The sequence below is a fragment of the Streptomyces sp. NPDC093071 genome (assembly GCF_044754545.1).
GTDB lineage: Bacteria > Actinomycetota > Actinomycetes > Streptomycetales > Streptomycetaceae > Streptomyces.
Genome location: NZ_JBIVPH010000001.1, coordinates 1,180,252 through 1,196,843 on the forward strand (window position 1 = coordinate 1,180,252; position 16,592 = coordinate 1,196,843).

Consider the following 16,592-nt stretch of genomic DNA (forward strand, 5'->3'; position numbering starts at 1 on the left):
ATCCTTCCCTCTGGCCGCGACCCGGGTCGGGAGCGGCCGATGCCTGAGCTGACTGTGGGTGTCCATCCTGCCCCGTACGCGCGTAAACCGGCTGTAAGACGGCGGTGCGGGGCCGGGCCGGGCGGGGGCGCGGCAGGGGGCACCGAGAATTCACCTGATTCGCGGGCCAGTTGAGGTTTCCCTGAGGAAGGGGCTGGGGAGGACGACTGCACACCCCGCGATCACGCCCTGTATGTGGCGCGCCACCCGACGCTCTCTGTCCCCCAGAGACCACAGCGCGTGATCCGACCCACCCTCGGCACACCCCCGTGCCACCGGACCCACGACGAGGGGGCGCACGATGGACGCTTTCACCGCCGGCCTGCTGCACCGCATCAGGACCACGCAGACGGACCTCACGCGGGCGCGTGAGACGGGAGACGACTACCTGGTGGAGGTGGAGCAGGCGGAGCTGGAGGACCTGCACCGCCTGGCCGCCGAGCACGGCGTGGAGGTGGCCGTGCCGGGCGCCTGACCGCCCCGCCGCTCCGACCGGTGGAGCCGTACACCCGCGCAGGGCCCCGGTGCCGTCCCGGCACCGGGGCCCTCGTCCGTCCGCTCCCGGCCCGCCGGGGCGGGTCGGTCGTGCTCAGTCGTGCCAGGCCCCCAGCTCCTCCAGGAGCTCCTGGAGGGGCGCGAAGAGGCCCGGGGAGGCCGCGACGGTCAGGTCGCCGGACTCCGGCTCGCCGGGGCGGCCGCCGGTCAGGGCGCCCGCCTCGCGGGCGATCAGCGCGCCCGCCGCGAGGTCCCAGGGGTTGAGGCCGCGCTCGTAGTAGGCGTCGAGGCGGCCCGCGGCGACGTCGCAGAGGTCGAGGGCGGCCGAGCCGCCGCGCCGGATGTCGCGGACGCGCGGGATCACCCGCCGGGCCACGTCGGCCTGGTGGGCGCGCCGGGTCTGGACGTAGGCGAAGCCGGTGCCGAGCAGGGCCTGGTCGAGCGGGGGCGAGGGGCGGACGGCGAGCCGCCGGTCCCCCGCGTGCGCGCCGCGCCCGAGGACCGCGTGGTACGTCTCGCCGCGCAGCGGTGCCTCGACCACGCCGACGACGGTCTCGCCGTCCCGTTCGGCGGCGATCGAGACGCCCCAGGTGGGCAGGCCGTACAGGTAGTTCACGGTGCCGTCGAGGGGGTCGATGACCCAGCGCACGCCGCTGGTGCCGGGGGTGGCGGCGCCCTCCTCGCCGAGGAGGCCGTCCTGCGGGCGGTGCTCGGCGAGGAAGCCGGTGATCAGCTTCTCGGCGGCGATGTCCATCTCGGTGACCACGTCGATGGGGCTCGTCTTGGTCTTCGCCACGGTCAGGTCGTCGGGCCGGCCGTCGCGCAGCAGCGCTCCGGCCCGGCGCGCGGCCTCCAGGGCGAGCTCGTGCAGCTCGGTGAGCAGGGGGTCGGGAACCTCGGTCATGGAATCTCCTTGCGCGTACGGGCGGATCACGGGCTTCACTTACGCGTACGGCTTCGCTCGCGCGCCGGTGCCCTCACGCGTAGGGGCTGTCGGCGCCGGCCGCCGCGGGCCGCTCCGTGCGCGCCGGACAGCAGCCGGTCGGGCACAGGTCGTGGGAGGGCCCGAGCGCGCCCAGGGCGCACCGCTCCACCCGGATCCCGCGCTCCCCGGCGGCCCGCTCCAGGACGAGGTCGCGGACGGCGGCGGCGAAGCGGGGGTCGGAGCCGACGGTGGCCGAGCGCCGGACGGGCAGGCCGAGCTCGGCCGCCTTGGCCGTGGCCTCGGTGTCGAGGTCGTAGAGGACCTCCATGTGGTCGGAGACGAAGCCGATCGGGACCATGACGGCGGCGGGCGCCCCGGCGGCGTGCAGCTCCTCCAGGTGGTCGCAGATGTCGGGCTCCAGCCACGGGATGTGGGGGGCGCCGCTGCGGGACTGGTAGACGAGCTTCCAGGGGTGGTCGGTGCCGGTCCGCTCGCGTACGGCGGCGGCGATCGTCCGCGCCACGTCGAGGTGCTGGCGCACGTAGGCCCCGCCCTCGCCGTGCTCGCGGGCCGGTCCCGAGGTGTCGGCGGCGGAGTCGGGGATGGAGTGGGTGGTGAAGGCGAGGTGGGCGCCGTCCCGTACGGCGGGGTCGAGGTCGGCGAGGGAGGCGAGGACGCCCTCGACCATGGGCTGGAGGAAGCCGGGGTGGTTGAAGTAGTGCCGGAGCTTGTCGACGCGGGGCAGCGGGAGGCCCTCCGCCTCCAGGGTCGCGAGCGCGTCGGCGAGGTTCTCGCGGTACTGGCGGCAGCCGGAGTAGGAGGCGTAGGCGCTGGTGGCGAGGACGGCGATGCGGCGCCGGCCGTCGGTGATCATCTCCCGGAGGGTGTCGGTGAGGTACGGCGCCCAGTTCCGGTTGCCCCAGTAGACCGGGAGGCCGAGTCCGGCCTGCGCGAAGTCCGTCCGCAGCGCGTCGAGGAGCGCGCGGTTCTGGTCGTTGATCGGGGAGACGCCGCCGAAGAGGAAGTAGTGCTGCCCCACCTCCTTGAGCCGTTCCTTCGGGATGCCGCGGCCGCGCGTCACGTTCTCCAGGAACGGGACCACGTCGTCCGGGCCCTCGGGGCCGCCGAAGGAGAGCAGCAGCAGGGCGTCGTACGGGGCGGGATCGTGCTGATCGGACATGGCACCGATCCTCCCACCCGGCCGTGACACCGGGGGGCGCGGCCCGTCGGAAAGGGCGGGGCGGCGGGGGCGGGACCCGCCGGAATCGGGGCGATGGCGCGGCGCGGCCCGCCGGGAGGGGGCGTGGCGGGCGTCGGTGCCGGTCGTCCGAAAAGGGGGATGACCCATGCAGTTCAAAGCCGTAGGCTTTAGCTGTTAACTACACGTGCCCGGCGATCGCGCAGGAGCACGTGTCGAGTCGTCGCGCGGAGCACGCTCCGAAGCACGGAGATTCCGGAGACCCTCTTGCCCAGTCCCTACCGCGCGATCTTCGCGGCACCCGGAGCCGCGTCGTTCTCCGTCGCCGGCTTCTTCGGCCGGATGCCCCTGTCCATGATGGGCATCGGCATCGTCACCATGATCTCGCAGGTCACCGGCCGGTACGGCCTGGCCGGCGCGCTCTCGGCGACGCTCGCGATGTCCGCCGCCGTCCTCGGCCCGCTGGTCTCGCGCCTGGTCGACCGGCACGGGCAGCGCCGGGTGCTCCGGCCGGTGACGCTGGTGTCGCTCGCCGCGGGCGCCGGGCTGCTGCTCTGCGTGCAGCAGGAGGCCCCGGACTGGACGCTCTTCGTGTTCACCGCCGTGATCGGCTGCGTGCCGAGCGTCGGCGCGATGATCCGGGCCCGCTGGGCGGAGATCTACCGGGGCGAGGGACGCAGCCTGCACACGGCGTACTCCTGGGAGTCGATCGTCGACGAGGTGTGCTTCATCTTCGGCCCGATCATCTCCATCGGCCTGTCGACGACCTGGTTCCCCGAGGCCGGTCCGCTGCTCGCCGGGGTGTTCCTCGCGATCGGCGTCTTCTGGCTGACCGCGCAGCGCGCCACGGAGCCCCGGCCGCACCCCCGGCGGAGCGGCGAGCGGGACGCCTCCCTGCTCCGCTCCCCCGGACTGCGGGTCCTGGTCCTCGCCTTCGTCGCCACCGGCGCCATCTTCGGCTCGGTGGACGTGGTGACCGTGGCCTTCGCCGAGGAGCGGGGCCACAAGGCCGCCGCCAGCCTCGTCCTGGCCGTGTACGCGCTGGGCTCCTGTCTGGCCGGAGCCGTCTTCGGGCTGCTCCACCTCAAGGGCGAGCCGTCCCGCAGGTGGCTGCTGGGCGTCTGCGCGATGGCCGTGAGTATGATCCCCCTCCTACTGGCCGGGAACCTTCCGTTGCTGGCCGTGGCGCTCTTCGTCGCGGGCCTGTCCATCGCACCTACGATGGTGACCACGATGGCCCTCGTCGAAGCGCACGTACCGCGCACCAAGCTGACCGAGGGCATGACCTGGACGGGTACGGGTCTCGCGATCGGCGTGGCGCTCGGCTCCTCCGCCGCGGGCTGGGTGGTCGACGCGTCGGGAGCGGAAGCGGGGTACGTGGTGCCCGTCGTCTCGGGCGCGGTCGCGGTCGCGGTGGGTCTCCTCGGACACCGCCGGCTGCGCAGGCCGGTGCCGAACCGGGAGGGGCAGCGTGAGCGGGACGACGACAGCGGAGTCGGGGAGCAGCAGGACGGCGAGCGGTCCGTGGCGTAACTGGGCGGGGAACGTCACCTCCCGCCCGGCCCGCGAGGTGAGCCCGGCCTCGGCCGAGGAGCTCGCCGAGGCGGTGCGCCGGGCGGCCGAGGACGGGCTGCGGGTGAAGACGGTCGGCACCGGCCACTCCTTCACCCCGATCGCGGCCACCGACGGCGTGCTGATCCGGCCGGGCCTGCTGACCGGGATCCGGCGGATCGACCGCGAGGCGATGACCGTGACGGTCGAGTCCGGCACCTCGCTGAAGCGGCTCAACGTGGCACTGGCCCGGGAGGGCCTGTCGCTCACGAACATGGGCGACATCATGGAGCAGACCGTCGCCGGGGCCGTCTCCACCGGCACGCACGGCACGGGCCGCGACTCGGCGTCGATAGCGGCCCAGATCCGCGCCCTCGAACTGGTGACGGCCGACGGACAGCTGCTGACCTGTTCGGAGAAGGAGAACCCGGAGGTCTTCGCGGCCGCCCGGATCGGGCTCGGCGCCCTCGGCGTGGTCACCGCGATCACCTTCGCGGTGGAGCCGGTCTTCCTGCTCACCGCGCGCGAGGAGCCGATGACCTTCGACCGGGTCACCTCGGAGTTCGACGCGCTGCACGCGGAGAACGAGCACTTCGAGTTCTACTGGTTCCCCCACACGGACAACTGCAACACCAAGCGCAACAACCGCAGCGCGGGCCCCGCCGCTCCCCCCGGGCGGATCAGCGGCTGGGTGGAGGACGAGCTCCTCTCGAACGGGGTCTTCCAGCTCGCCTGCTCGCTCGGCAAGGCGGTGCCGCCGGTCGTCCCCGCGCTCGCCAAGGTCTCCAGCCGGGCCCTGTCGGCCCGTACGTACACCGACATCCCGTACAAGGTCTTCACCTCGCCGCGCCGGGTGCGCTTCGTGGAGATGGAGTACGCGCTGCCGCGCGAGGCGGCGGTCGCCGCGCTGCGGGAGGTCAAGGCGATGGTCGAGCGGTCGCCGCTCAAGGTGAGCTTCCCGGTGGAGGTGCGCACGGCCCCGGCGGACGACATCGCGCTGTCCACGGCCTCGGGCCGGGAGACCGCCTACATCGCCGTCCACCTCTACCGGGGAACGCCCCACCGGGCGTACTTCACGGCGGTGGAGCGCATCATGACGGCGCACGGGGGGCGTCCCCACTGGGGCAAGCTGCACACCCGCGACGCCGCCTACTTCTCCGAGGTCTACCCGCGCTTCGCCGAGTTCACGGCGCTGCGCGACCGGCTCGACCCGGACCGGCTCTTCGCCAACGACCACCTGCGGCGGATCCTCGGCGACTGACGATCGGCGCATGAAGTCGGTGCATGAAGTCGGTGCATGAGAACGGCCGCCACGCGTGCGTGGCGGCCGTTCTCATCATTCGGCTCCGGGCTCCGCGCCGGGGCCGGACCCGGTGTCGGGTCCCGCAGGCGCCGGGACCGACGGGGTGGTCGGGACCCCGGTCGGTCCCGGGCCGGTGGACGGGTCCAGGGTCGGGGCGGTCGGTCCCGTCGTGGGGCCGGTCGGCTCCGGCGCGGGCGTCGTCCCGCCGCCGGTGGACGCGGAGGGGGTCGGCTCGGCCGACGGGGTCCCGCTTCCGTCCCGTCCGGTGTCCGGCCGCCCGGAGTCCCGCCCGCCGGAGCCCGGGGTGGACCCGGACCCGGAGGGGGCGGGGTCGTCGGGCCGGCCGGTGCCGGCGGACGGGCCGGAGGGCGCGGGCGTGGTCTCCCCGCCCGGGTCCGGCGCCTCCTGTCCGCCGTGCCCGCCGCCACGGACGGCCGAGCCGAAGGTGGTGGTCCCCTGCCGGCCGCTGAAGTCCTCCCCCGCGACCAGCTCGTAGGCGGTGATGCCGCCCATGGTGACGCCGAAGACCAGGGCGGCGGCGATCGCCGGGCGCTTCCAGCCCCGGACCCGGGTGCCGTGGGTGGTCGCCTCGCCGAACTCCTCCCGTTCCGGGAGGGGCGGCGGGACCGCGGCGAGCAGCAGGGTGGGGTCGTCCCGCCCGGGCGCGGTGCTCGCCGCCGACGCGGTGCCGGCCGCGAGCGGGACCTGCCGGGCCCTGGGCCGGGCGGCGGCGGTCGCGTCGCGGACCTGCTCGCCGGTGCGCCGGAAGACGTACTGGAAGAACGGGCCGCCGCAGGTGGCGATGACGCTGATCACACCGGCGCCGATGATCGTGCCGTACACCCCCAGGGTCGAGGCGAGCTTGGCCGCGATGACCGCGGCCAGGGCGCTGCCCGAGACCTGCGCCACGCTCAGGTCGATCCTTCTCCTGCCGCTCTCCTCGTCCTTCTCCCGCTCCTCCGTCTTCGCCTCCTCCGGCTCGTCCGTGTCGGTTTCCGGCCTGTGGCGCATCTCCAACCCCTGCTGACTCATCCGAGTGCCTTGCACCCAGAAGGGACAAATGGGGGAAGGGAATAGTTCCGTTTCCGGTGTTTCTGTGAAGAGGGACACGCGCGGAAGGAGGCGCGGAGACCCAACTCCCGTGCCGTCCGAGAAGTTGGGCGGCGCGCCTGTCCACCCAGGTGGCCCGAATGGAGTACATTGACGAAACCTGGGTCCGGACGCCCTCACGGGTGCCCGCGATCACGGGAAGGGAGCCGGAGACGGCGCTCGAACCGGCGGCGCCGCGGCATCGCACGGAGACCGATCACGAGGAGTGACCGCCAGTCACTCCGGGTAGTGAAGGGGTAACCGTGCCATAACGGCGTTCCAGGGTCCATGCCCGACACGCCGGGCAACTCGGCAAGGTAGTGGCAGGCTGCACCCGGGCAGGCCACACTCGACTAGCGGAAGCAGCGACGCACGTGACGTCGGCAGGCACCACCCGGGAGGTCCCCATGCCCGAACTGCGTGTCGTGGCCGTCTCCAACGACGGCACACGACTGGTGCTGAAGGCTGCTGACAGCACGGAGTACACACTTCCGATCGACGAGCGGCTCCGCGCCGCCGTGCGCAACGACCGCGCGCGCCTCGGCCAGATCGAGATCGAGGTGGAGAGCCACCTCCGCCCCCGTGACATCCAGGCGCGGATACGAGCCGGTGCCTCCGCGGAGGAGGTCGCCCAGCTCGCCGGCATCCCCGTCGACCGCGTGCGCCGCTTCGAGGGCCCCGTGCTCGCGGAGCGCGCCTTCATGGCGGAGCGGGCCCGCAAGACCCCGGTCCGCAGGCCCGGGGAGAACAGCGGCCCCCAGCTCGGCGAGGCGGTGCAGGAGCGACTGCTGCTGCGCGGCGCCGAGAAGGACACCGTGCAGTGGGACTCCTGGCGGCGGGACGACGGCACCTGGGAGGTGCTGCTCGTCTACCGCGTCGCGGGCGAGGTCCACACGGCCAGCTGGACGTACGACCCGCCCCGGCGGCTCGTCCAGGCCGTGGACGACGAGGCGCGGGCCCTGATCGGCGAGACGGACGACACGATCGCCGCCGCGCCGGAGCCCAGCTTCCCGTTCGTGCCGCGCATCGCCCGGCTGCCCCGGGACCGGCCGCTCGACCGCGCCCTGGACCGCCAGCTGGAGCGGGCCCCCGCGCCGCCGCCCGAGGCGGAGGACGAGCGGGACTCCCTGACCAGCCTCCTGGAGGCCGTGCCGAGCTTCCGGGGCGACATGGTCGTGCCCGAGCAGCCGGACTCCTCCGAGCCCGTGGAGGAGCCCGAGGCGGAGGAGCCCCCGGCCCCGGCCGCCTCGGCGGGCGCGGGCGCCGCGTACGCCGACGTGCTCATGCCCCGCGCGGTCTCCGGTCACCGCGACCGCCTCACCGGCACCACCGACCGGCAGGCCGAGGCGGACGGCGTCCGCCCGGGGCGGCGTGCGGCGGTGCCCAGCTGGGACGAGATCGTCTTCGGCACGCGGAGGAAGAAGCAGGACTGACCTCCGTGCGGAGGTGTACGACGGGGCCCGCGCCACGACCACGGCGCGGGCCCCGTCGCGTCCGGTGCTACCGCGGGTCCGGGCCCGTGGCCACCGGGCGGGACGGGTCGGCGGACCACTCCGACCAGGAGCCCGCGTAGAGGGAGGCCGGGATGCCGGCGATCTCCAGGGCGAGGACCTGGTGGGCGCCGGAGACTCCGGAGCCGCAGTAGACCGCGACCGGGGTCTCCCCGGCCGCGCCCAGGGCGGCGAACCGGTCCCGTAGGACGTCGGCGGCCAGGAAGAGGCCCCCGGCGTCGACGTTCTCGGTGGTCGGGGCCGAGACCGCGCCCGGGATGTGGCCGCCGACGCGGTCGATCGGCTCTACGTCCCCCCGGTAGCGCTCGGCCGCCCGCGCGTCCAGGAGCAGCCCCGAGCGGGCGAACGCCGCCGCCCCGTCGGCGTCGAGCAGGCCGAGGGCGCCCGGCTCCGGCCGGAAGTCGCCCGGCTCGGGCGCGGGGACCTTCTCCGTGAGCTCGCCCGTCCAGGCCGCCAGGCCCCCGTCCAGGACCCGCACGTCCGGGTGGCCCGCCCAGCGGAGCAGCCACCAGGCGCGGGCGGCGCCCCAGCCGGAGCCGCCGTCGTAGACGACGACCGGCCGGTCCGCCGAGACGCCCGCGCGGCGCATCGCGGCGCCGAAGGCCTCCGGGTCGGGCAGCGGGTGGCGGCCACCGCTGCCGGGCGGTCCCGCGAGTTCCGCGTCCAGGTCGACGTAGACCGCTCCGGGCAGGTGACCGGCCTCGTAGGCGGGCCGTCCGGGGGGTCCGCCGAGCGCCCAGCGGACGTCCAGGAGGACCGGCGGCCGGACCCCGGCCGACTCGCTCTGCAGTTCGCTTGCGGAGATGATGGGCTTCATGGGTGCCATACTCGCGCAGCCGCACGGCCGCGCGGGACGGACCCGGCGTCTTTCCCGCGGGAGCGCGCCCTTGCGGGGCGCGGCCCGGGCGCACCGCGCCACCACCGGTTTCACCATCGGACGGGGGCACGGCCACGACGATGGTCCGAGGAGAGGGTGACGATGACCGAGGCGACTCGGCGCCCACCCGGCACACCCTGTTGGGTGAGCCTGATGGTGCACGGGCTTGACGCCACGCAGGAGTTCTACCGCGCGCTCTTCGGCTGGGAGTTCGTCCCCGGCCCCGAGCAGCTCGGTCCGTACGTCCGCGCCCTGCTCGGCGGCAGGGAGGTGGCGGGCATCGGCCGGCTGCCGGTCGACCGGCACCTGCGCATCGCCTGGACCCCCTATCTGGCCACCGAGGACGCCGACGAGACCGCCGAGTCCATTCGGGGCTGCGGCGGGACCGTCGCGGTGGGCCCGCTGGACGCGGGCGAGGCGGGCCGGATGGCGATCTGCTCCGACCCGACGGGCGCGGTCTTCGGCGTCTGGCAGGCGAAGGCGCACCACGGGACGGCGACGGCGGGGCCGCCGGGGACCCCGGTGTGGAACGAGCTGCTCACGTACGAGACGTCGATCGGCAAGTTCTACCGGACGGTGTTCGACTTCGAGCTCGGCCCGGCGGACTCCCCCGAGCACGACTACGCGACGCTCTTCGTGGACGGGGCCCCGGTGGCCTCCCTGCACGGCGTCGGCGACGCGCTGCCCCGGGACCGGGGCCCGCACTGGATGACGTACTTCGAGGTGGCCGACGTGGACGCGGCCGCCCGGCTCGTCGTGGAGCTCGGCGGCCGGGTCCTGTCCCCGCCGCGCGACGGCACGGCGGGGCGGCTCGCCGTGGTCGCGGACCCGGAGGGCGCGGTCTTCACCCTGGTCAGGTCGGTCGGGCGCTGACCGGGAGGGCCCGCACGCCCGTCGGGCCACGGTGGATCAGCCCCGGCGGCTCCGCGCGAGGCCCCGGCGCAGCCGGGACGTGCCGCCTGCGGCCGGTGCCGCCGCCGTTCCGCCCGGCAGGCCGAGCAGGGTCAGCCGTTCGGCGTCGAAGTGGTGGGCGGTGCCGGGGTCGTCGTGGTGGGCGGCCAGGAAGCGGGTCGCCTCCTCCCGGAGTTCCGGGTGGCTCCCGTGCCTCATGCAGTAGCCGACGGCCCGGACCAGGGGCGTGAGCGAGGCGGGGGCCGGGCCGGGGACGGCGGGCTCCTCGCCCCGCTCCAGGTCCGCGACGAGGTGGTCGACGACGGTGAGCGGGATGCGGTTGCTGTTCTCGAAGGGGGTGAGCCGTGCGAGGACCTCGGCCGTGCCCACGCGCGCGACGGGGACGCCGTAGTAGGCGGCGGCGGTGAGCATCGCCGTGGAGAAGCAGCCGACGACGAGCCGGGGCCGGCACCGCTCGTAGAAGGTCTCGGCGAGCAGCGGTCCGTCGAGGAGCGTCAGGCGCGCGCCGGCGCGTTCCGCCTCCTCGTCGAGGGCCCGGGAGTAGCGGGCGGGCGCGGTCGGGTGGGGTTTGAAGACGATCGAGCGGTGTCCGGCGGCGACCGCTCCGCGCAGCATCCGTACGTGCAGCTCCTCTTCCTCCTCGGCGGTGAGGAGGCCCAGGGCGGCGAGGTACTGGCCGAGGAGGAGGGCCGTGGGCGCGGCGGCGGCTGCCCGCGCGATCGCCGGGTCGTCGGCGGCCTCCTCGGCGATCTCGGCGAGGACGGCGCGGAAGGCGTCGTCGGGGACGAGTTCGGGCTCGACGCCGTACTCGCGGAGGAGGAGGGGCCGCAGGCCCGGCACCAGGTCGAGGTGGAGGACCCGCCGGATGCGGCAGGCGATCGACTGGGCGAGGTCGTTGCGGGTGGGGCCGTAGCTCATCAGGCCGTCGGCGTAGACGTGCAGGGAGCTCTCGGGGAAGGTGCCGGCGAGCGCCTTCGCGGGGTTGACCTGGATGGACTCGACGACCAGCTCCACCGGGGCGTCGCCGAGGTCCCAGGCGGTGCGCAGCACGCGCTGCCAGAGCGGGGCCTCCTCGGGGCGGGGGGCCCAGGCGGCGGGGTGGTACGGGTGGATCGTCTCGTTCCAGTCGAGGGTGGCGTCGAAGCGGGCGGCGATCCGCCCGTAGCCGGTCATGGTCTCCAGGCGCAGCGCGGTCTCCGGGATCTCGGCGTTGTGCGAGACGAGGAGGAGCCGGCGGGCGTCCTCGCGGGGGCCGAACCGCCCGGCGTCGAGGGCGGCGGCCAGGGTGGCGGCGCCGTAGAGGGTGGACACCTGGAAGATCTGGACGGGACGGGCGTCGGGGGCGGAGGCCGTGTCGGGGGCCATGGTTCAGGCGGTCCTTCCGGTCTCGCGCAGGCCCCGGAGGAGGGTGCTGCGGCGGGTGTCCATGGTGGCGAGGGTCTCGTCGAGGACCCGCTGCGGCATACGGCGCAGCGCGTCGCCGACGTCGGCGCGCAGCCGCGCGGCGACGGCGGGTTCGTACTTCTCGGCCTTGCCCATGTGGAAGGCGATCATCGCGCAGTACGTGCGGACCGCCTTCGGGAGGAAGCGGTCCGCCTCGGCGTCCTCGGCGACCTCGGCGAGCAGGAGGTCGTAGGAGGGGATGAAGTCCAGCTGCCGGTTGTCGGTGATCTGGGTGAGCGAGGTGGTGACGCCCCGCCGGTAGAAGACCCCGTGCAGGGAGAGCGCCGCGAAGGTGCGGGCCTTGAGGTGGAGCCGCCAGATCCAGAGGCGGTCCTCGGCGGTCCTCAGGGTCGTCTCGAAGCGGGAGGCGCCGTCCGCGAAGAGGCGGCGGCCGTAGATGCCGAAGGGGACGAAGGGGTAGTCCACCATCGTCACCATGCCGGCCGGCGAGATGCCGTCCCTGGGGTCCATCACGGTGTCGCGGCGCTTGGCGGGGGCGTAGCGGATCTGGCGCTTGCGGCCCTCCGACAGGACGTGGTCGGTGCGGGCGAAGTCGCAGTCCAGGCGGGAGATTCCGGCGACGGCGGCGCTCAGGTGGCCGGGCGCGTACCAGTCGTCGCCGTCGAGGAAGGTGAGGTAGTCGCCGCGTGCCGCGTCGATGCCCGTGTTGCGCGCCTGGGCGACGCCCCGGTTCGTCTCGTGCCGGATGACGGTGGCGTTCGGCAGGCGGTCGCGCCAGCGGTCGAGGACCTCCGGGGTGTCGTCCGTCGAGCAGTCGTCGACGAGCAGGAACTCGAAGGCGGGATCGGCGTTGTTCGCGAGACTGCGCAGGGTGTCGGGGGCGTAGGCCCCGACGTTGTGGAACGGTACGACGACGGACAGTTTCGGCACTCGGTTTCCCCACACTGGATCGGACTGCTGGACGCCGTTCACGGCGGGCACGGTAGCGGCCCGCCCTTCCGGCCGGAGGAGCCCCGCGTGCACGCGGGGTGAACTTTCGCCGTCCTCCCGGGTCGTCCGGGACGGCTCCTCATCCACGGGCCCGCCTGCGGTGCAGGGCCCCCGTGGCCACGAGCGCGAGGAGCGCGGCCGCGCCCACGGCGCCGCCGAGGCGGAGGCCCGGCGGCCGGAAGGAGCAGCGGACCGTGTCCGCCCGTCCGTCGAGGGGGACGGCGACGAGGCCCTCGTACGCGCGCGCGGGGCGGAGGTCCGCGTCTCCGGCGGCGCACCTCCAGCCGGAGATCCGGGGCGCGGCGAGGACGGCGACGCCCGTACTGCCCGGCGGGAGCGCGGCGGTGACGGTGTGTCCGGTGGTGCGGACCCGGGTGGCGCCGGTGGCGGCGAGCCGGTCCACGGCGGTGTCGAGGCGGGCGCGGACCAGACAGCCGACCGGTTCCCGGGGCAGCCGCACCTTGCCCTCGGGGCCGAGGGCGATCCGCACCTCGCCGGAGGCGGGGACGGCGCCGAGGGCGCCCATGGGGGCGGTGACGGCCGGGGGCCTGCCGTCGAAGTCCACGGGCTCCTCGCCCGCGAGGGCCGCCGTGCCCCGGTACTCGGGCGCCCAGAACCAGACCTGGGAGCCGGCCGGGCAGCGGGCGGTGAGGACGCGCCCGGTGCGGCGGGGGACGGGCCGCTCGTACACGGAGGCGCCGAGCAGGCGTTCCTGCCGGGCGAAGGCGGAGTCCCCGGCGGGTCCGGCCGGGCGCGGCGCCGGGCGGACGGTGACCAGGGGCGGTACGGAGGTGGTGGTGGCGGTGACCGGGGCGCGGGGCGGCGCGTCCCGCCGGACCGGCTCGGTGGGTGCGGAGCGGATCCGGGTGCCGACGGAGAACAGGGCGTCGGTCACGGGGTTGTCGAGGGTGACCGGGTGACGGCCCTTGGCGTAGGAGCCGAAGCCGAGGGAGGTCAGGGTCCGGGAGGTCGTCTCGGAGGTGAGGCTGCTGTAGTACTCGGCGCCCTGTCCGCCGACGAGCAGGGCGTCGTTGCCGCCGGGGACCTCTCCGGGGTCCGTGCGGTGGCGGGGCCAGGCGTCCGCGCGGGCCGCCTCGCGGGCCACGGCCTCGTGCCAGGGGCCGGTCCGGGGCGACCAGGCGACCTCGCCGCGCTGGCGCTCCTCGATCCGCTTCCCGGTGACGGCCGCCTCGCCCGCCTGGGCGGCGACGAGCAGGAGGACGGCGAGGAGGGGCAGGGCCCGGCGCCCGGCCCCGGAGGCCCGCAGGGCGAGGAGGACGGCGACGAGCGCGAGGAGCGCGGCCGCGCCGAAGGCGGGGAAGGTCCAGCGGTCGATGTCGGCGCTCCCCCGGGCCGTCCACGCGAGGGCGCCGAGGAGGGCGCCGCCCGCGAGGAGCGCGGCGGGCCGGGGCACTCCCCCGGCGGCCGAGAACCAGGCCGCGATCAGCAGCAGGCCGCACAGGACGAAGGCCTGACGGTACGGGACGCCGTTGGGTGAGGCCCCCGCGTGCCAGAGCAGGTGGGTGGGCTCCCACTGGAGGGAGAGCGTCACCAGGACGACGGCGGCGGTCAGGGCGGCCCGGACGCGCGGGGCGACGGCCCGGTTGAAGGGCAGGGTCAGGGCGAGGAGCAGGGCGGGCGTGCCGATGAAGAGCGCGGGGCTGGACGAGCTCGCGGTGGCGGGCAGCAGCCGGGCGAAGACCTCCGTCCAGGCCACGGGGACGAAGGAGACCTCCGGGGTGGGGTCGGCGGTCTTCGTGCCGAGGAAGACGACCACGACGAGCGGCGCGGCGAGCCCGACGCCGAGGAGGACTCCCCGGGCGGCGCGCAGCGCCCCGGCGAGGCGCTGCCGGGCGGTGGCGGTCTCCTCGGCGGTGAGCAGCCGGACGGCGAGGACGACGGCCGCGCCGAGGGTCGCCATGTAGGCGGTGTAGAAGTTGGCGGTCCAGGCGAGGGCGACGACGAGCGGTCCGAGGACGGGACGGCGGCCGGTGCGGGCCCACTCGCCGACCAGGCAGAGCAGCGGGAAGGCGACGAGCCCGTCGAGCCACATCGGGACGGTGGAGCCGAAGTTGAGGGTCCAGCCCGAGAGGGCGTACGCGGTGCCGAGCACGGCGGCGACCGGCCGGGGACCGGGGCGCAGCCGGAGGAGCAGGAACGCCATGGCGGCCCCGGCGGCGGCGATCTTGACGGCGGTGACGACGTACAGCGCGAGCTCGATCCGGTCCGCCGGGAAGAGGACGACGAGCAGGGCGGCGGGGCTGCTCAGGTACGTGCCGATGTCGCCGAGGAAGTTGGCGCCGAAGCCGGAGTTCCAGTTGAGGAAGGCGTCGCCGTGCGTCTCGCCGAGGAGGAAGGAGCGCCAGTAGGCGTGGTACGGCAGGTACTGCTGGCCCAGGTCGACGACGTTCCTGGTGACCGGGCCGAAGGGGTGGCTGCGGGAGAGCGCGGTGGCGAGGCAGAACAGGGCGGCGGTGAGCAGGGCGGCGGCGCCCGCGGCCCGCGCGCCCCGGTCCCGCCCCCCGGTCCGGGGACCGGGACCCGTGCCCTCCCCGCCTTCGACCTGGTCGAGCACGGTCTCGGCGGCGGGGGGCACACGTCCTCCAGGGGTCGTACGGCGCGGGGTCGCCCGGAGGTGGGGTCGTCACGGGCCGGACGCCATTACCGCCGAGGCGGGCGACCCGCAACCGATCGGCGGGCGAGGTCCGGGCGCACCTCGGGTGAACTCCCGGTGCCGCACGCCCTTCCCGGTACGGATCAGGCGGCCGGGACCGGGGCGGCGAGCTCGTCGACCGTGCGGACCACCGTGCCGAACAGGTCGGAGACCGTCGTCAGGCTCGCGGCCGCCAGCGCGTCCGCCGACAGGACGGTGCCGTCCGGCGCCGCCAGGGGGCGGGTGGCGGTGGCCTCGGCGACGACGGTGGGGCGGTGGCCGAGGGTGAAGGCGCCCTGGGCGGTGAACAGGACGCACAGGTGGGTCATGAACCCGGCGAGGACCAGGTCGCCACCGGCACCGAGGTCCTTCAGGACCTCCTCCAGGTCCGTGCCGCGGAAGGCGTCGGGGAACCGCTTGACGACCACCTTCTCGCCCTCGGCCGGGGCGACCTCGTCGCTGAGGGCGCCGATCTCGGCCCGGATGTCGTACGGGGTGCCCTCGCCGCCGTCGTTGACGACGTGGACGACCGGGGTGCCGGCGGCGCGGGCGGCCGCGAGCAGCCGGGCACCGGCGGCCACGGCCTCCTCGGCCCCTTCGAGCTTCATGACGCCGGTGCGGTAGGTGTTCTGGAAGTCGATCATGATCAGGACCGACTCGCTCAGCCGGGGCGGCTCCTGGGGGAGGCCGATCACTTCGCGCAGGGTGGTGGACGCGGTCATGGCGGTTCCTTTCGGTCGGGCGGGAGGGTTCGACGGGGCGCCGCCCCGCGAACGTTAGTAACGCTAACACAGTACGTAATCATCGATTACAAAGGTGTGAGCGCCTCTCCACCCGCCTCCGCCCGACCAGGGGATTCCCCAGGTCCACCCTGTTAGCGCTGCTACCGTGGGGGCATGTCGACGGCCCGAGAGCGCATCCTGGAAGCCACCGAGGAACTGCTGGCGGACAAGGACGCGCTGGCGATCTCGACCCGGGCCATCTGCGACCGGGCGAAGGTCGGCATGCCCGAGATCTACCGCCAGTTCGGCGACAAGCAGGGGCTGCTCACGGCGGTGGCCGACATCGGCTTCGCGCGCTTCCTCGCCGAGAAGCGGCGGAACCCGCTCACCGACGACCCGGTGGCGGACCTGCGCACGGCCTGGGACAGTCACGTCACGTTCGCGCTGCGCAACCCGTACCTCTACCGCCTGATGTTCACGCCGACGGGCGACGCCAGGCCCCGGGCCATCGAGGAGGCCCGGGCGATCCTCCTGAAGGCCGTGGAGCGCTGCCGCGACGCCGGCCGGCTGCGGATGCCCCCCGAACTGGCCGGTCAGTCGATCCTCTCCGCCAACGTGGGCGTGTGCATGATGGCGCTCTCCTTCCCCGACCTCTTCGGCGAGCCCGACATCTCGCGGGCGGTACGGGACGCCGTGATCGGCCGGGCCACCGGCGCCGGCACCGAAGAGGAGGACACCCGGATCGGTACCGCGACGGTCCTGGCCCGGGCCCTGCTGGGAACGCTGACGGGGACGGAACCGGTGAATGGCGCCGCACTCGACGCGTTGACGGCGCTTCCGGGGCTTCCGGGGCTTCCGGGGCTTCCGGGGCTTCCGGCGGAATGAAGCCCTCGCGGGGAGCGGGCGGCGGGCCGTGCGCGTCG

At 74.8% G+C, this 16,592-nt stretch carries 14 protein-coding genes; 6 read left to right on the forward strand and 8 right to left on the reverse strand.

The window, feature by feature from the left end:
• Positions 1-340: 340 nt before the first annotated feature.
• A complete protein-coding gene (locus tag ACIQD7_RS04945; RefSeq protein ID WP_163013842.1) occupies positions 341-514 on the forward strand; it encodes a hypothetical protein in 174 nt (57 codons plus the stop codon).
• A gap of 114 nt (positions 515-628) precedes the next feature.
• On the opposite strand, the gene ACIQD7_RS04950 is transcribed toward ACIQD7_RS04945, so the two are convergent.
• The gene (locus ACIQD7_RS04950) at positions 629-1,438 is read right to left on the reverse strand and encodes an inositol monophosphatase family protein (protein WP_161373130.1); all 810 of its coding nucleotides are present in this window, start codon (positions 1,436-1,438) and stop codon (positions 629-631) included.
• 73 nt (positions 1,439-1,511) lie between these two features.
• Positions 1,512-2,639 carry a ferrochelatase gene (locus tag ACIQD7_RS04955; protein WP_402439417.1) on the reverse strand — a complete coding sequence of 376 codons (1,128 nt, stop codon included), beginning with the start codon at positions 2,637-2,639 and terminating at the stop codon, positions 1,512-1,514.
• Positions 2,640-2,924: 285 nt separating this feature from the next.
• Here ACIQD7_RS04955 and ACIQD7_RS04960 point away from each other — a divergent pair, with 285 nt between their 5' ends.
• Entirely contained in the window at positions 2,925-4,190 is a 1,266-nt protein-coding gene (locus tag ACIQD7_RS04960; RefSeq protein ID WP_121828427.1) for an MFS transporter, read from the forward strand.
• The gene (locus ACIQD7_RS04965) at positions 4,129-5,469 is read left to right on the forward strand and encodes a D-arabinono-1,4-lactone oxidase (protein WP_161374218.1); all 1,341 of its coding nucleotides are present in this window, start codon (positions 4,129-4,131) and stop codon (positions 5,467-5,469) included. Before ACIQD7_RS04960 ends, ACIQD7_RS04965 begins: the two co-directional genes overlap by 62 nt.
• Positions 5,470-5,544: 75 nt before the next feature.
• On the opposite strand, the gene ACIQD7_RS04970 is transcribed toward ACIQD7_RS04965, so the two are convergent.
• Positions 5,545-6,528 carry a hypothetical protein gene (locus ACIQD7_RS04970; protein ID WP_402439717.1) on the reverse strand — a complete coding sequence of 328 codons (984 nt, stop codon included), beginning with the start codon at positions 6,526-6,528 and terminating at the stop codon, positions 5,545-5,547.
• A 446-nt stretch (positions 6,529-6,974) separates the two neighbouring features.
• Here ACIQD7_RS04970 and sepH point away from each other — a divergent pair, with 446 nt between their 5' ends.
• The gene (sepH, locus tag ACIQD7_RS04975) at positions 6,975-8,033 is read left to right on the forward strand and encodes a septation protein SepH (RefSeq protein WP_079130996.1); all 1,059 of its coding nucleotides are present in this window, start codon (positions 6,975-6,977) and stop codon (positions 8,031-8,033) included.
• 67 nt (positions 8,034-8,100) lie between these two features.
• Here sepH and ACIQD7_RS04980 read toward each other — a convergent pair whose 3' ends face one another.
• Positions 8,101-8,928: a sulfurtransferase gene (locus ACIQD7_RS04980; protein ID WP_402439419.1), complete on the reverse strand. Its 828-nt coding sequence runs from the start codon at positions 8,926-8,928 to the stop codon at positions 8,101-8,103.
• Between the two features lie 162 nt (positions 8,929-9,090).
• Here ACIQD7_RS04980 and ACIQD7_RS04985 point away from each other — a divergent pair, with 162 nt between their 5' ends.
• Complete coding sequence (locus tag ACIQD7_RS04985) at positions 9,091-9,861, forward strand: VOC family protein (RefSeq protein ID WP_161374217.1); 771 nt, start codon at positions 9,091-9,093, stop codon at positions 9,859-9,861.
• 36 nt (positions 9,862-9,897) lie between these two features.
• Here ACIQD7_RS04985 and ACIQD7_RS04990 read toward each other — a convergent pair whose 3' ends face one another.
• The 4 genes from ACIQD7_RS04990 to ACIQD7_RS05005 form a co-directional block, all read right to left on the reverse strand.
• Positions 9,898-11,265, reverse strand: coding sequence for a polysialyltransferase family glycosyltransferase (locus ACIQD7_RS04990; RefSeq protein WP_402439421.1), 1,368 nt, complete (start codon positions 11,263-11,265; stop codon positions 9,898-9,900).
• Positions 11,266-11,268: 3 nt separating this feature from the next.
• Positions 11,269-12,234 (reverse strand): glycosyltransferase family 2 protein, encoded by a 966-nt coding sequence (locus ACIQD7_RS04995; RefSeq protein WP_402439423.1) that lies wholly within the window; start codon positions 12,232-12,234, stop codon positions 11,269-11,271.
• A gap of 139 nt (positions 12,235-12,373) precedes the next feature.
• A complete protein-coding gene (locus ACIQD7_RS05000; RefSeq protein ID WP_402439425.1) occupies positions 12,374-14,890 on the reverse strand; it encodes a YfhO family protein in 2,517 nt (838 codons plus the stop codon).
• 161 nt (positions 14,891-15,051) lie between these two features.
• Complete coding sequence (locus tag ACIQD7_RS05005; protein WP_402439427.1) at positions 15,052-15,669, reverse strand: isochorismatase family protein; 618 nt, start codon at positions 15,667-15,669, stop codon at positions 15,052-15,054.
• 174 nt (positions 15,670-15,843) lie between these two features.
• On the opposite strand from ACIQD7_RS05005, the gene ACIQD7_RS05010 reads away from it, so the two are divergent.
• Positions 15,844-16,554, forward strand: a complete 711-nt coding sequence (locus ACIQD7_RS05010; protein ID WP_402439429.1) for a TetR/AcrR family transcriptional regulator — start codon at positions 15,844-15,846, stop codon at positions 16,552-16,554.
• Positions 16,555-16,592: the final 38 nt, after the last annotated feature.

Bases quoted from the DNA above. Each gene is read 5' to 3' on its own strand.
- ACIQD7_RS04945 (WP_163013842.1), top strand. From the start codon at position 341: ATGGACGCTTTCACCGCCGGCCTGCTGCACCGCATCAGGACCACGCAG.
- ACIQD7_RS04950 (WP_161373130.1), bottom strand. From the start codon at position 1,438: ATGACCGAGGTTCCCGACCCCCTGCTCACCGAGCTGCACGAGCTCGCC.
- ACIQD7_RS04955 (WP_402439417.1), bottom strand. From the start codon at position 2,639: ATGTCCGATCAGCACGATCCCGCCCCGTACGACGCCCTGCTGCTGCTC.
- ACIQD7_RS04980 (WP_402439419.1), bottom strand. From the start codon at position 8,928: ATGAAGCCCATCATCTCCGCAAGCGAACTGCAGAGCGAGTCGGCCGGG.
- ACIQD7_RS04985 (WP_161374217.1), top strand. From the start codon at position 9,091: ATGACCGAGGCGACTCGGCGCCCACCCGGCACACCCTGTTGGGTGAGC.
- ACIQD7_RS04990 (WP_402439421.1), bottom strand. From the start codon at position 11,265: ATGGCCCCCGACACGGCCTCCGCCCCCGACGCCCGTCCCGTCCAGATC.
- ACIQD7_RS05005 (WP_402439427.1), bottom strand. From the start codon at position 15,669: ATGACCGCGTCCACCACCCTGCGCGAAGTGATCGGCCTCCCCCAGGAG.
- ACIQD7_RS05010 (WP_402439429.1), top strand. From the start codon at position 15,844: ATGTCGACGGCCCGAGAGCGCATCCTGGAAGCCACCGAGGAACTGCTG.